The 14,409-nt window shown below is 49.2% G+C and carries 16 protein-coding genes; 11 read left to right on the top strand and 5 right to left on the bottom strand.

What is annotated here, in order from left to right:
- The first annotated feature begins 137 nt into the window (after positions 1-137).
- Positions 138-377, top strand: coding sequence for a YecH family metal-binding protein (locus tag FDX24_RS05265; protein ID WP_005127720.1), 240 nt, complete (start codon positions 138-140; stop codon positions 375-377).
- Positions 378-422: 45 nt separating this feature from the next.
- Here FDX24_RS05265 and ftnA read toward each other — a convergent pair whose 3' ends face one another.
- Both ftnA and yecR read right to left on the bottom strand, forming a co-directional pair.
- Entirely contained in the window at positions 423-920 is a 498-nt protein-coding gene (gene ftnA / locus FDX24_RS05260) for a non-heme ferritin (RefSeq protein WP_005127719.1), read from the bottom strand.
- 192 nt (positions 921-1,112) lie between these two features.
- Positions 1,113-1,448: a YecR family lipoprotein gene (gene yecR / locus FDX24_RS05255; RefSeq protein WP_048211338.1), complete on the bottom strand. Its 336-nt coding sequence runs from the start codon at positions 1,446-1,448 to the stop codon at positions 1,113-1,115.
- 269 nt (positions 1,449-1,717) lie between these two features.
- On the opposite strand from yecR, the gene FDX24_RS05250 reads away from it, so the two are divergent.
- The gene (locus FDX24_RS05250) at positions 1,718-2,356 is read left to right on the top strand and encodes an RpiB/LacA/LacB family sugar-phosphate isomerase (protein ID WP_061068094.1); all 639 of its coding nucleotides are present in this window, start codon (positions 1,718-1,720) and stop codon (positions 2,354-2,356) included.
- Positions 2,357-2,389: 33 nt separating this feature from the next.
- Here the strand turns inward: FDX24_RS05250 and FDX24_RS05245 are convergent, their stop codons facing one another.
- Entirely contained in the window at positions 2,390-3,811 is a 1,422-nt protein-coding gene (locus tag FDX24_RS05245; protein WP_048211339.1) for an MFS transporter, read from the bottom strand.
- Between the two features lie 131 nt (positions 3,812-3,942).
- On the opposite strand from FDX24_RS05245, the gene FDX24_RS05240 reads away from it, so the two are divergent.
- Complete coding sequence (locus FDX24_RS05240; RefSeq protein WP_005127709.1) at positions 3,943-4,194, top strand: DUF2766 family protein; 252 nt, start codon at positions 3,943-3,945, stop codon at positions 4,192-4,194.
- Between the two features lie 80 nt (positions 4,195-4,274).
- Here the strand turns inward: FDX24_RS05240 and FDX24_RS05235 are convergent, their stop codons facing one another.
- Positions 4,275-4,778 carry a non-heme ferritin-like protein gene (locus FDX24_RS05235; protein WP_048211340.1) on the bottom strand — a complete coding sequence of 168 codons (504 nt, stop codon included), beginning with the start codon at positions 4,776-4,778 and terminating at the stop codon, positions 4,275-4,277.
- A gap of 546 nt (positions 4,779-5,324) precedes the next feature.
- On the opposite strand from FDX24_RS05235, the gene FDX24_RS05230 reads away from it, so the two are divergent.
- The 6 genes from FDX24_RS05230 (at position 5,325) to otsA (ending at position 12,186) form a co-directional block, all read left to right on the top strand.
- A complete protein-coding gene (locus FDX24_RS05230; protein WP_048211341.1) occupies positions 5,325-5,882 on the top strand; it encodes a DJ-1/PfpI family protein in 558 nt (185 codons plus the stop codon).
- A gap of 318 nt (positions 5,883-6,200) precedes the next feature.
- Positions 6,201-7,190 carry an arabinose ABC transporter substrate-binding protein gene (locus FDX24_RS05225; protein ID WP_005127705.1) on the top strand — a complete coding sequence of 330 codons (990 nt, stop codon included), beginning with the start codon at positions 6,201-6,203 and terminating at the stop codon, positions 7,188-7,190.
- Between the two features lie 105 nt (positions 7,191-7,295).
- A complete protein-coding gene (gene araG, locus FDX24_RS05220; RefSeq protein ID WP_115643238.1) occupies positions 7,296-8,810 on the top strand; it encodes an L-arabinose ABC transporter ATP-binding protein AraG in 1,515 nt (504 codons plus the stop codon).
- A gap of 14 nt (positions 8,811-8,824) precedes the next feature.
- Positions 8,825-9,811, top strand: a complete 987-nt coding sequence (gene araH / locus FDX24_RS05215) for an arabinose ABC transporter permease AraH (protein WP_048211343.1) — start codon at positions 8,825-8,827, stop codon at positions 9,809-9,811.
- A gap of 175 nt (positions 9,812-9,986) precedes the next feature.
- Positions 9,987-10,790 carry a trehalose-phosphatase gene (otsB, locus tag FDX24_RS05210; RefSeq protein WP_115643240.1) on the top strand — a complete coding sequence of 268 codons (804 nt, stop codon included), beginning with the start codon at positions 9,987-9,989 and terminating at the stop codon, positions 10,788-10,790.
- Positions 10,765-12,186 carry an alpha,alpha-trehalose-phosphate synthase gene (gene otsA, locus FDX24_RS05205; RefSeq protein WP_101742210.1) on the top strand — a complete coding sequence of 474 codons (1,422 nt, stop codon included), beginning with the start codon at positions 10,765-10,767 and terminating at the stop codon, positions 12,184-12,186. The genes otsB and otsA overlap by 26 nt, the downstream gene beginning before the upstream one ends.
- Here the strand turns inward: otsA and uspC are convergent, their stop codons facing one another.
- Positions 12,187-12,615 carry a universal stress protein UspC gene (gene uspC, locus FDX24_RS05200; RefSeq protein ID WP_048211346.1) on the bottom strand — a complete coding sequence of 143 codons (429 nt, stop codon included), beginning with the start codon at positions 12,613-12,615 and terminating at the stop codon, positions 12,187-12,189.
- Positions 12,616-13,409: 794 nt separating this feature from the next.
- Between uspC and flhD the strand changes: the two genes are divergently transcribed.
- Positions 13,410-13,751 carry a flagellar transcriptional regulator FlhD gene (gene flhD / locus FDX24_RS05190; RefSeq protein WP_040232414.1) on the top strand — a complete coding sequence of 114 codons (342 nt, stop codon included), beginning with the start codon at positions 13,410-13,412 and terminating at the stop codon, positions 13,749-13,751.
- A 2-nt stretch (positions 13,752-13,753) separates the two neighbouring features.
- Positions 13,754-14,332: a flagellar transcriptional regulator FlhC gene (gene flhC / locus FDX24_RS05185; protein WP_005127694.1), complete on the top strand. Its 579-nt coding sequence runs from the start codon at positions 13,754-13,756 to the stop codon at positions 14,330-14,332.
- Positions 14,333-14,409 lie beyond the last annotated feature (77 nt).

Genomic DNA, 14,409 nt, shown 5'->3' with positions numbered 1-14,409 from the left:
TTAATGTTTACAGATGTTTGGGGCTTAAGATGTATTAAAAATGATATTTATCTGCTCTCTGCCCGCATAAACCTGCGTTAGCGCAAAGCAGCGTTGTACGGTTCACATTAGGCTACGGGCTTTATTGAGGAGGTAGTATGGAATCTATTCACGGTCACGAGGTGCTCAACATGATGATTGAATCTGGTGAGCAGTATTCACATGCCAGCCTTGAGGCGGCAATTACCGCGCGTTTTGGTGAGCAGGCACGTTTTCACACCTGTTCAGCAGAAGGCATGACGGCGGGTGAGCTGGTCGCGTTTTTAGCGGCGAAGGGGAAGTTTATTGCCAAAGAAGACGGCTTCTCTACGCATGAAAGCAAGATCTGCCGTCACTAAGATTCTCGAATAACGGTGGCAAACAGCCACCGTTACCCAACAACATTAATTCTGTGTATCAAGGGTTGCCAGTTCTTTATCGATGAAATAAAGACCTTCGCCACTTTTACCGGCCAGCGATAACTTATCGATGACAGATTTAAATAACTTCTCTTCTTCGTGCTGCTCAGCAACATACCATTGCAGGAAATTAAAGGTCGGATAATCCTGGTGGGTCATTGCCGCATGCGCCAGTTCATTAATTTTCTGCGTGATCAATTGTTCGTGCTCATAGGTTACACGGAACAGCTCATCCAGGGACGCATATTCTGCAAACGGTGAAGAAACAGTATTAATACGCGGCAGGCTGCCGGTATCCGTCAGGTAATCGAACAGACGCTGCATGTGCGTCATTTCTTCCTGGGCGTGGCGACGCAGAAACGCGGCGGCACCTTCGAAGCTGTGATAGCTGCACCACGCACTCATCTGTTGGTAGAGCAGGGATGAATATAATTCAAGATTCATTTGCTCATTCAGTTTGTCGATCATTTCTGTTTTCAGCATGGTTCTGCTCCACGAACGTTATTATATATTGACGTGGCGCCACTATAATTTGTTATTTAATTATTTGCAAAAGGTAAAATAATAAATTTATTTATTAAAAATGCGAATGGGAATAAAACGCATTAACGCTATTAAATTGATGATATAAATAAAAATAGAATAGATGACCAGCAGATGTGCTGGTCGGAATGATTAATAATGGAAAGTGGAAGTTTGTGGTACGGCAACACCGTGACACTGCCAGGACAGCGTGATTTTGGTATTCAAACACAGAGAACCCGCATAAACGCTGCAGGTCGCAACCGGCTGGCCAAATCCGACTGCACTGGCATAACCCATGCGCTGACATGCTTTTGTCGCCGTTCCCTGAGCAACATAGTCGTCGGTACGTGCTGTTTGTAGCATGGCCTGGTTGTAAGTCAGGCGAACCACGCCGGTAATGCTGCTGGCTTCGCTGACCTGAGCCTGTCTGGTGATGGTGCATCCCGTCAGCATGAGCGGTAAGAGGGCAAGAATAAAGGTCTTCATGAAATCGCTCTGAAAAATCGGTGATACGCTATCCTGACATACATCACGGCTAATCAATGGCCTGAATAGCCAGAAGATCACCTGTGATTAATCGCAACGACCCCCTGTTTATGAGTCAATTCTGAAGGCTGGCGTAAAAACCGTGAGCATCTCGATATTTTATGAAACTTAATTTCATAAAATTTGAAAGCTGATTTGCTAAATAGTAATGTGGCTGAAATGTCATGACTTACGGCGGGCCCCCCGCGACGCATTCAGGAGAATACACAATGAAAATTGCATTGATGATGGAAAACAGCCAGGCAAGCAAAAACGCGATCATTCACCATGAGCTTAAGTCTGTCGCGGATGAAAAGGGTTTTCCGGTGTTCAACGTCGGGATGAGCGACGAAAATGATCACCATCTGACTTACATCCATTTAGGGATTATGGCCAGCATTCTGCTCAATTCAAAAGCGGTTGATTTCGTTGTCACGGGCTGCGGTACGGGTCAGGGGGCCATGATGTCACTGAATATTCACCCGGGCGTGGTGTGTGGCTACTGCCTTGATCCCGCGGATGCGTTCCTGTTTGCGCAGATCAACAACGGTAATGCGCTCTCGCTGGCCTTTGCGAAAGGGTTTGGCTGGGGGGCTGAACTGAACGTCCGGTATATGTTTGAAAAAGCGTTTACCGGTCGTAATGGTGAAGGTTATCCGCCGGAGCGGAAAGACCCGCAGGTGCGTAATGCGGGGATTTTAAACCAGGTGAAAGCGGCAGTAGTAAAAGAAAATTATCTTGATACCCTGCGCGCTATTGATCCTGAACTGGTGAAAACCGCCGTTTCAGGCCCACGTTTCCAGCAGTGTTTCTTTGAAAACTGTCAGGATAAAGCGATCGAAGCCTTTGTCCGTGAAGTTATTGGCTAAACCCGGTTGGCCCGATGGCGCGAACTATCGGGCTTATCGACGCTTATTTGACACTGCGCTTCCCGCATCGCGGGTAAGGCGCAGGGTATCAACCATTCCTATCAGGCAAATCATGGCGATAGCGACGAATGCCAGCCGGAAACTGATGCCGGGTATCGCACCCAGTGACAACCATTCACTCACTTGATCCCCGATACGGATCCCGATAGCCGCCAACGAAATCCCTAATCCAACAGCCAGTTGCGTCGCTGTACTAAACAGCGTATTGGCATAGCTCATCTGCGATGCAGGAACATCCGCAAATGCCAACGTGCTGACACCGGTAAACTGAATTGAGCGAAAAACGCCGCCCAGATACAGCACCAGTAATATTACCCAGACGGGAGTTTGCGGCGTGATCAGCGCACACGCCAATAGCGCCAGCACATTAAGCGCACCGTTTATCAACAGCAGCTTTTTAAAGCCTAACCAGCGTATTAACGGCGTAGTAGCGGGTTTAATCGTTAGGTTGCCAACAAACACGGCCAACACCAGCGAACCGGCATGGAAAGCATTCATACCAAACCCAACCTGAAACATCAGTGGCAACAGAAAGGGTACCGCGCTGATAGAGGCACGAAACAGCGAGCCTCCGTACATCGTGACACGAAATGTAGGCACGCGCATGGCATCCAGACGAATCATCGGCCATGCGGATTGGCGAAAATGATGCAGGGCAAACAGGAACGTGGCTATTCCAAGTGCCAGAAGTCCCGCGGTTAACCAGCCCTGCGGCTGTTGGGTTCCCAGCAGTTCCATCGCATATACCAGACTGACCATCGCGACCGATGTGGCAATAAAACCGGGAAAATCGAACGGGCGTCGCTCGTCATCATGAATATCCGGGATAAAACGCAGCGCCAGCGCAATCGCCAGCAACCCCAGCGGCACATTAATGAAGAAGATCCAGCGCCAGTTGGCGTAACTGGTAATAAATCCGCCCAGGGGGGGGCCAATTATTGGGGCCACTAGGGCAGGCCAGGTCAGGGTGGCGATTGCGGTGATTAACTGGTGTTTAGGCGTGGTACGCAGAACGGCGAGGCGGCCGACCGGCACCATCAGTGCCCCCCCGACACCCTGTAAAATGCGCATTGCCACAAAGCCTTCAATGCTGGTGGCGAGTCCGCATAAGACTGAGGCGAAGGTAAAGATCGCCAGTGCCAGGGTAAACACTTTTCGGGCACCAAAACGATCGGCAATCCAGCCACTGGCAGGGATGAGAACCGCCAGCGTGATCAGATAAGCACTGATGCCGATGTTCAGATCAACGGCCTGCACGCCGAAACTTTTTGCCATATCGGGTAGGGCCGTCGCAATCACCGTGCCATCGATGAACTCCATAAAGAAGGCCCCGGCGACCAGTAGTGCAGCCGGAGAAAGACCCCGCTTATTCTCAACCGCTAAATGTTCACTCATGTTGTGCTTGCCATCTCAAACGAAATTAACTGGGTCTGTTTTTTTATTTTCAGCGCGGTTGTACTGCTTGCACCGCTACCGTTTCGAGCGCTGAATAGGTACTATGACGACCTTTCTATAAGGAGCTCACTATGTCCCAAACACTGAATGCCGATCAGGAACTGCTCTCGGACGTTGTTGCCTGCCAGTTGGTTATCAAGCAAATTCTGGATGTTATTGATGTTATTGCCCCGGTAGAAGTTCGGGAAAAAATGTCCAGTCAACTGAAAAGCATCGACTTTTCCAGTCATCCCGCGGGCGCTGATCCCGTTACGATGCGCGCAATTCAAAAAGCGGTTGCGTTGATCGAGCTGAAATTCACTCCGCAGAATGAGTCTCACTAAAATAAACCGTTGTTTCAGGTTTTAGAAAGGTTTTTTTACGCCTCTCAGAACGGGAGGCGCAGATTTGTCGCGATCGGACTTCAGTGATGTTGGTAGTTTACGACGTTTAGCAAATGCTTATCCGTTTGCGCCATACACAGCCCAGCACGTTTAGCGCTACGAACTTCATCAAGAATCGTTTGTAGCAGCACGCCATCCTGCTGCTGTTCTTTTTCCAGATCATGAAGAAAATCAACGGTTGGTGCGTCGTTCAACGCTTCTGCTTCATCCGTCAGACGTGACAGCGTACGAGAACGCTGCTGATAATCTTCCAGCGTTTTCTGAAACAGCTCTTCAAGGGACGTTAGGTCATCACCGGGAACATCGATGGCTTTGACGATGGGGTTAGCCCCTGCGTTTTTCATAAAATTAAACATACGCATCATTTGCGTCACGTTACCCTGCGCCTGAGTGCGCAGAAACGTCGCGGTGCCTGTCAGGCTGTGTTCGTAGCACCATTCACTGAGGTGAAGGTAGAGATTCGATGCGTAAAACTCAAGGTTCATTTGCGTGTTGAGTTTGTGCACAATTCCAACTGCAGCCATATCAATATCCTTATTTCCAGAAAAGAGAAGTACGTCACCAACGCCAGTACAACGGGCTGCCGTTGCACTTCACATCTACGTACGAGTAATACTGTTAGCAGAATAAATCCGTTCCGCCGGTCCTTTAGATGATCGCGAATTATATCCGCTTCCGATCGTGAATCAGCATAGCGCGTGCCTGGTATCAAGAAAATCCTTAAAACCACCTATTTATGTTTTTTTACATATTGGCATAACAATATGCTTAGCCATGCCGTTTGTGTATATAAGAAATATGAATATAATTATCTGATTTATAATGTATTTATGTAAAATAAAGAAAGTGAAATGCTGTTTCAAGTCTCAAAATTAAATTTCAGGCCGCGGTATTCTATGACGTCTGGTGATTATCACCGCTGGTTTTGATGTGAACTTCCCGGTGAAGTGATGTGTCTGGAAATTATCTGCAACCTAATTTCTTGCGCCAGATCAGTTTTAATAAATTTAACGGAATGAATTATTCGGCATTTGTTGTTGGATATCGGTGGATAAATCGAGGAGTTGTATATGAAGAAGGTGGCGGTGTTGCTGGCACCCGGTTTTGAAGAGGCTGAAGCTATTGTTACTATTGATATTCTACGTCGCCTGCAAATTGAGGTTGAGACGCTGGCCTGCGCTGAGTCTCGTGCGGTGGTGAGCTATCATGACGTGCCGATGGTGACCGACAGTACGCTGGAGGCCCGTCGGGATGCCTTCTACGACGCGATCGTGTTGCCAGGGGGACCACAGGGTAGCGTAAATCTTGCCGCCAGCGCTGCAGTCGTCCAGTTTGTCGCTCGTCATGACGATGCAGGAAAACTGATTTGCCCGGTTTGTTCGGCAGCCGCGCGGGTGCTGGCGGGTAATGGGTTGCTGAAAGGACGGCGCTACGTGTGTTCAGGTGAGCTGTGGCAAACCATCACCGACGGCGAGTATGTCGATGCGCCTGTTGTTGAAGATGGCAATCTTATCAGTGGCAAAGGGCTGGGCCATATTTTTGATTTTGCGTTTACGCTTTCTGCGCGTCTGTTAGAAGACGATATCCCTGTTCGCGATCACGCTGACCATATTTATTACCCCTGGTAATCATTGGACTCCCGGATGTTTCGATATTCGGGAACAAGGATTCACTGGCTGATGTTATGGATTAATCTGCTATTTCTCATTTTCCCTATTCTGAAAATTGAGTTTTTTTATGTCATTTCCCGCTGAATTTATGTACGCAACTACTGTAATTCCAGGGTGTGATGCCGCTCTCTTATGGAGAATCAATTTCCCGCTAAAAATACTCTCAGCACTGGCATTGATCTTATCAATAAAAGGTAATGCCTTGTTTTACGTCCGGATTACAAAAAATCGTTTGATTTTACCCTACATAAAAGAACGTTAAAGCTGGAGTTAACCATGCACAAATTCACTAAAGCGCTGGCGGCCATTGGTCTGGCTGCCATTATGTCACAATCCGCTATCGCTGAATCCATGAAGCTCGGTTTCCTGGTCAAACAACCGGAAGAGCCCTGGTTCCAGACAGAGTGGAAGTTTGCTGATAAAGCCGGTAAAGACCTTGGGTTTGAGGTGATTAAAATTGCCGTTCCAGACGGCGAGAAAACCCTGAATGCTATCGACAGCCTGGCGGCAAGCGGGGCAAAAGGATTTGTAATTTGTACGCCGGACCCAAAACTTGGGCCTGCTATTATGGCAAAGGCGCGTGGCTATGACATGAAAGTCATCGCGGTTGACGATCAGTTCGCCAATGCGAAAGGTAAGCCGATGGATACTGTGCCATTGGTGATGATGGCAGCAACCAAAATTGGTGAACGCCAGGGCCAGGAACTGTACAAAGAAATGCAGAAACGTGGCTGGGATGTGAAATCTTCCGCTGTAATGGCGATTACCGCAAACGAACTGGATACCGCGCGCCGTCGTACATCGGGTTCGATGGAAGCGCTTAAAGCTGCAGGCTTCCCGGAAAAACAGATCTACCAGGTCCCAACCAAATCGAATGATATCCCGGGCGCATTCGACGCCGCAAACTCCATGCTGGTGCAGCATCCTGAAGTTAAACACTGGCTGATTGTCGGTATGAACGACAACACTGTGCTGGGTGGCGTGCGTGCTACCGAAGGGCAGGGGTTTAAAGCTGCAAACGTGATTGGTATCGGTATTAACGGTGTTGATGCAATTAGCGAACTCTCCAAAGCGGAAGCCACCGGATTCTACGGTTCACTGCTGCCTAGCCCGGACGTTCACGGTTATAAATCCAGTGAAATGCTCTACAACTGGGTCACCAAAGGCGCAGAACCGCCAGTGTTTACTGAAGTTACCGATGTGGTGTTGATTACTCGCGACAACTTCAAAGAAGAACTGGCGAAAAAAGGCTTAGGCGGCAAATAACTCAACTGCCGTAAAACGATCTTATCCGGTCTACAAATAACGCCCTTCGTAGGCCGGATAAGGCTACGCCGCCATCAGGCAACCGTTTAGATCCACGGAGACGTTATGCAACAGTCTACCCCGTATCTCTCATTTCACGGCATCGGCAAAACCTTCCCTGGCGTAAAAGCGCTGACGGATATTAGTTTCGACTGCTATGCCGGTCAGGTGCATGCACTGATGGGTGAAAATGGTGCCGGGAAATCAACATTATTAAAAATTCTCAGCGGTAACTACGCGCCAACCACGGGATCTATAGCGATCCGCGGACAGGAGGTTTCGTTTGCGGACACAACCACTGCGCTGAATGCCGGTGTCGCCATTATTTACCAGGAATTGCATCTGGTGCCGGAAATGACCGTCGCCGAGAACATCTACTTAGGCCAGCTTCCGCATAAGGGTGGGATTGTGAACCGCTCGTTGTTGAACTACGAGGCGGGGCTGCAGTTAAAGCATCTGGGAATGGATATCGATCCTGATATTCCGTTGAAGTATCTCTCCATCGGTCAGTGGCAAATGGTGGAGATTGCTAAGGCGCTGGCGCGTAATGCCAAGATTATCGCTTTTGATGAACCCACCAGCTCTCTTTCCGCCAGGGAGATTGACAATCTGTTTCGCGTAATTCGTGAGCTACGCAATGAGGGCCGCATCATTCTGTACGTTTCGCACCGCATGGAGGAGATTTTCGCCCTCAGCGATGCCATAACGGTGTTTAAGGATGGCCAGTACGTCAAAACGTTTACGGATATGCAGCAGGTTGATCACGACGCACTGGTACAGGCGATGGTGGGGCGTGATCTTGGGGACATCTATGGCTGGAAAGCCAGACCTTATGGCGCGGAGCGTCTGCGTCTGCATGAGGTAAAAGCGCCAGGCGTGCGCACTCCGATCAGCTTATCGGTGCGTAGCGGCGAAATCGTCGGACTGTTCGGCCTGGTTGGTGCCGGACGTAGCGAATTAATGAAAGGTCTGTTTGGCGGGACGCGTATCACACAAGGCCAGGTGTTTATTGACGAACAAGCGATAGACATCCGCAAACCCAGTCACGCTATTGAAGCAGGCATGATGCTGTGTCCGGAGGATCGCAAAGCCGAAGGGATCATCCCGGTTCATTCGGTACGCAACAACATCAACATTAGCGCGCGCCGTAAACATGTTACGGGGGGATGTCTGATCAACAACGGCTGGGAAGAGACCAATGCTGACCATCATATCCGTTCACTCAACATTAAAACGCCGGGTGCAGAGCAACTGATCATGAACCTCTCTGGCGGTAATCAGCAAAAGGCCATTCTGGGGCGTTGGTTATCGGAAGAGATGAAAGTGATTTTGCTGGATGAGCCCACCCGCGGCATTGATGTTGGAGCGAAACATGAAATTTATAACGTGATTTATGCCCTGGCTGCGCGCGGTGTTGCCGTGCTGTTTGCCTCCAGTGACCTGCCGGAAGTTCTTGGTGTCGCCGACCGCATTGTGGTGATGAGAGAAGGTGAGATCGCAGGTGAATTACTTCATGAACAGGCGGATGAACGCCAGGCGTTGAGCCTTGCTATGCCTAAAGTCAGCCAGGCAGTCGCCTGAATAAGGAGAATATGATGTCTTCCGTTTCTACATCGGGTTCAGGCGCTGCGAAGTCGGCGCTAAATCTTGGCCGAATTTGGGATCAGTACGGGATGCTGGTGGTGTTTGCCGTGTTGTTCCTGGTTTGCGCTATTTTTGTGCCAAACTTTGCGACGTTCATCAACATGAAGGGGTTGGGACTGGCGGTATCTATGTCGGGTATGGTTGCGTGCGGGATGTTATTTTGCCTGGCATCCGGCGATTTTGACCTCTCGGTAGCGTCCGTTATTGCCTGCGCAGGGGTGACGACGGCAGTGGTCATTAATATGACCGAAAGCCTGTGGATTGGCGTGGCGGCAGGGTTGTTGCTCGGCGTTCTGTGCGGTCTGGTGAATGGTTTCGTGATTGCACGCTTAAAAATTAACGCGTTGATCACGACGCTCGCCACCATGCAAATTGTTCGTGGTCTGGCCTACATTATCTCCGACGGTAAAGCTGTGGGAATCGAAGACGAGCGCTTCTTTACGCTTGGCTATGCCAACTGGTTAGGACTGCCGGCACCGATCTGGTTAACCGTGGGCTGTTTTATTATTTTTGGCCTGCTGTTGAATAAAACCACGTTTGGTCGTAATACGCTGGCGATTGGGGGCAATGAGGAAGCGGCTCGTCTGGCTGGGGTGCCGGTCGTTCGCACTAAGATTATTATCTTTATTCTCTCCGGTCTGGTATCCGCCGTGGCGGGGATTATCCTGGCATCACGTATGACCAGCGGCCAGCCAATGACCTCTATCGGCTATGAGCTGATCGTAATTTCTGCCTGTGTGTTAGGGGGCGTTTCGCTCAAAGGCGGTATCGGAAAAATCTCATATGTCGTCGCAGGGGTGTTGATTCTGGGGACGGTCGAGAACGCGATGAACCTGCTGAATATCTCTCCATTCGCACAGTATGTGGTACGAGGTTTGATCCTGCTGGCGGCGGTGATCTTCGACCGCTACAAACAAAAAGCTAAGCGTACTGTTTGATGATTTAAATCCCAACTTTTTAGTCTAGCTTCCGCCAATCGCCAGCCGCTACCCGGCTGGCGATTGTTTTTCTAAATGGCGAGCACGGTCACACTGTCTATACTTATACCCGTCATACATCCTATATACGGCGCGATCCGCGCGGCGTACAGACCATGACGAGGAGGAGAATCGGGTGACAGCATCGCTAACCTTACCCCCTGAGCATCCCACAAACTGTGCTTATTTTTTCGATCTCGATGGAACACTGGCTGAAATCAAACCGCATCCTGACCAGGTCGTTGTTCCACAGGCAATTCTGCAGTTATTACATCGCCTGGCCACGCAAAATGCGGGTGCTCTGGCATTGATTTCAGGGCGCTCAATGGCAGAGCTTGACGCACTCACCACCCCTTATCGTTTCCCGCTCGCCGGGGTGCATGGGGCAGAACGCCGTGACATCAATGGTCAAACCCATATTGTGCGTCTGCCTGCGGTGGTCGAGCGCGAAGCGGGGGCGTTATTGCATGCGGCGCTGGCGACGTTACCGGGGACGACGCTTGAAACTAAAGGCATGGCTTTCGCTCTGCATTACCGGCAGGCGCCTGAGCATGAGGCCGCGCTGCTGGCGTTGGCTGAACGTATTACCCATATCTGGCCGCAATTGGCATTGCAGCCCGGGAAGTGTGTTGTGGAAATCAAATCACAGGACACCAATAAAGGAGATGCAATTGCGGCATTTATGCAGGAAGCGCCGTTTGTCGGACGGACCCCTGTTTTTGTTGGTGATGATCTGACCGATGAAACAGGTTTTGTCGTGGTCAATCGCGCCGGCGGTATCTCGGTAAAAGTGGGTAGCGGGGAGACTCAGGCGACATGGCGTCTGGCTGCTGTCAGGAACGTCTGGCATTGGCTGGAACAAATCAACTGTCCGCAGCAGGAACAAGAAGCAACGAATGACAGGAGAGGTGGCTATGAGTCGTTTAGTCGTAGTATCTAACCGCATCGCCTCCCCGGATGACAAAGGCAGTGCTGGCGGTCTTGCTGTAGGTGTGCTGGGCGCACTGAAGGCGGCTGGCGGCCTGTGGTTCGGCTGGAGCGGTGATACAGGCAATGAGGAACAACCGTTAAAAAAGGTGACCCGTGGCAACATCACCTGGGCATCGTTTAATCTGAGTGAACAGGATTACGAGGAGTATTACTGCCAGTTTTCGAATGCCGTGTTATGGCCCGCGTTCCATTATCGACTGGACCTGGTACAGTTTCAGCGTAGTGCCTGGGAAGGCTACCAGCGGGTTAATGCCTTACTGGTTGATAAGCTGCTGCCACTGCTTAGCGATGACGATATCATCTGGGTCCACGATTATCACTTGTTACCCTTTGCCTGCGAGCTACGCAAACGTGGTGTGAATAATCGCATCGGTTTTTTTCTGCATATTCCTTTTCCGACACCCGAAATTTTCAATGCGTTGCCGCCACATCAGGCGTTGCTTGAGCAACTGTGCGACTTTGATTTATTGGGCTTTCAAACCGACAACGATCGCCAGGCCTTTCTTGACTGTCTGACGGCGCAAACTCAGGTAACTACGCTCCGCGAGAAACAGCATCTGGCCTGGGGGAAAGCGTTCCGCACGGAAGTTTATCCTATTGGTATTGCACCTGAGGAGATTGCACGGCAAGCATCAGGATCGCTACCGCCGAAACTGGCGCAGTTAAAAGCAGAACTTAAAAATGTGAAAAATATCTTCTCTGTTGAGCGGCTGGATTACTCCAAAGGCCTGCCGGAGCGCTTTCAGGCCTATGAGGCGCTGTTGGAACAGTTTCCCCAGCATCACGGTAAGATTCGTTATACGCAGATAGCACCGACCTCGCGTGAGGAGGTACAGGCTTATCAGGATATTCGTCACCAGTTAGAGACCGAGGCCGGGCGGATCAATGGTAAATACGGGCAACTGGGCTGGACGCCGCTGTACTACCTGAATCAGTATTTTGACCGTAAATTACTGATGAAGGTCTTCCGTTACTCAGATGTTGGACTGGTGACGCCACTACGCGATGGCATGAATCTGGTGGCAAAGGAGTATGTCGCCGCACAGGACCCTGCCAACCCCGGCGTCCTGGTGCTCTCGCAGTTTGCCGGGGCTGCGAATGAGTTGACTTCTGCACTCATTGTAAACCCTTATGATCGGGATGATGTTGCAGGCGCATTAAACCAGGCTCTGACGATGTCGCTTGCCGAGCGCATTTCCCGTCATGCGGCAATGCTGCAGACCATCGTTAAAAATGATATCAACAACTGGCAAGCACGATTTATTTGCGATCTGAAGAACGTCGCATCGCGTCATATGGAAAACCTGTCGCCTGACCCGCAGACAGCCTGCAGCAAACAGGCGTGATTAATCGCCGGCAAGCGGTACCAGCAACACATCAACCTGGCTTGCGCTGACCACGCTTTTCGCTGAGCAGGAGGCTCGCGAAAAGAAACTGTGGTTATGGTTGCCATAAATCACCAGATCAACCGCGTGTTTGCGGCATACATCCAGAATGTGTTCGTTCAATGTCCCATAGGTAATAAACGTGTGCTCAATGGGGTACTGCGCCTCTTTGCTTAACTGATCGATAAAATTATGGGTCTCTTCTTGCATGACTTCCCGCAGATCTTCCAGCATTGGAGCAGCAAACTGGTTATACAGTTCGGGGTCTGAAACCAGGGTTATCAGACTAATGCGGGCGTTGACAGGGCGAGCGATTGAAACAGCCTTTGCTAACAGTTGGTGGCTTTCGGGGGTGGCGGCAACAGCGACAAGAATGTGCGCATAGCTCATAACTCGCTCCTTTTGTTCATGAATTATGAGAGAACTTTTCAGTTTTGATCGTATAACGCCATACTGCTACGTTTCGTACGGTAATTGTGTGAATGTCATCATGATTATTCATTAATTATTCTTATAAATAGAATAATCACTTCATATAAGCTGCAAATCTGTTCTGATGATTTAAGTTAAACTCATCTCTAATAAAAACAATTTGTTAATAAAAAGTATACATCAATTAACATTTAAACGGTTATCACAGCCCGGTATTAATTAATCAGTCTTAATATTTAAGTCTTTGTTTATAAAGAGTTTAACTGAAATGTCATTTCATATTAAATCTGTGATCCAGCTCGCTATTTCTGCGCGTGATATTAACGTTCGTAAACAGAATACTATTCGCTTTTATTGCAAGATTATTCGTATGGCTGGAATCGAAAAAGATAATGGTGGTTTAAAAAATAGCCAAAATAAAAGCTGTGCTGATGGATTTATGTTAAGTGTTTAGCTTGATTATGTGATCTGCGTCACATATTCTTTAAATTCGCAGCATGGCTACGTTGTATGTGTAACGGGTGGCGGGTAGAGTTGCGTCGAATTAGGAAAAATCTTAGACATTTGTAAGAAATGATGTGAGCTTGTAAGGGACGCGGCATTCTACGAAAGGAATGTTTAGACAACGCGTAAGCGCCATCACGTTGCTATGTATTTGACCTTTTGCTTTTTTTTTACCGGGCCTTCCCGGCGACATCACGGGGTGCGGTTCTGCCGCATGAAAATAATGTTGGTTATTATGGATGCAAATAATGCATACATCCGAGTTGCTGAAACACATTTATGACATCAATTTGTCGTATTTATTGCTAGCACAGCGTTTGATCGTTCAGGACAAAGCGTCTGCAATGTTCCGCTTGGGTATCAGCGAGGAGATGGCAGATACATTGGCAACATTAACACTTCCTCAAATGGTCAAATTGGCTGAAACCAATCAACTGGTATGCCATTTCCGTTTCGACGATCATCAGACTGTAACGCGTTTGACGCAAGATTCCCGCGTTGACGATCTTCAGCAAATTCATACCGGTATTATGCTTTCAACACGCCTGCTTAACGACATCGATGACGCAGCGCGTAAGAAAAGGGCTTGATGATGAGCGAAAAAAGCATTGTTCAGGAAGCGCGTGATATCCAGTTAGCGATGGAATTAATCACATTGGGCGCCCGTTTGCAAATGCTGGAAAGCGAAACGCAATTAAGCCGTGGCCGACTCATCAAGCTGTACAAAGAATTACGCGGTAGTCCTCCGCCAAAAGGGATGCTTCCGTTTTCCACCGACTGGTTTATGACGTGGGAACAAAATATTCATGCATCGATGTTTTGTAATGCATGGCAATTTCTGCTTAAAACCGGTTTGTGCAGCGGCGTGGATGCCGTGATTAAAGCGTATCGGTTATATCTTGAGCAGTGCCCGCAACCAGAAGAAGGGCCGTTGTTGGCGCTTACTCGTGCGTGGACCCTTGTCCGTTTTGTTGACAGTGGTTTGCTTGAATTGTCCGCCTGTAACTGCTGCGGCGGAAATTTTATTACCCACGCGCACCAACCCGCAGGTAGCTTTGCCTGCAGTTTATGTCAGCCGCCATCGCGAGCCGTAAAAAGACGTAAACTTTCCCAGAATGCTGCCGATATTATTCCACAACTGCTGGATGAACAGATCGAACAGGCTGTTTAACTGAAACGGTGTGGATAAACACTCCAGCAGCGGTAAGCGATTACCGCTGCTTTTTTTTGTCCTGACCATGAGTTAAC

The organism is Citrobacter sp. wls716 (assembly GCF_005280975.1).
Classification (GTDB): Bacteria; Pseudomonadota; Gammaproteobacteria; order Enterobacterales; family Enterobacteriaceae; genus Citrobacter; species Citrobacter youngae.
The sequence above is the reverse complement of the archived record's forward strand: the minus strand, read 5'-3'. Positions and strand labels throughout refer to the sequence as shown.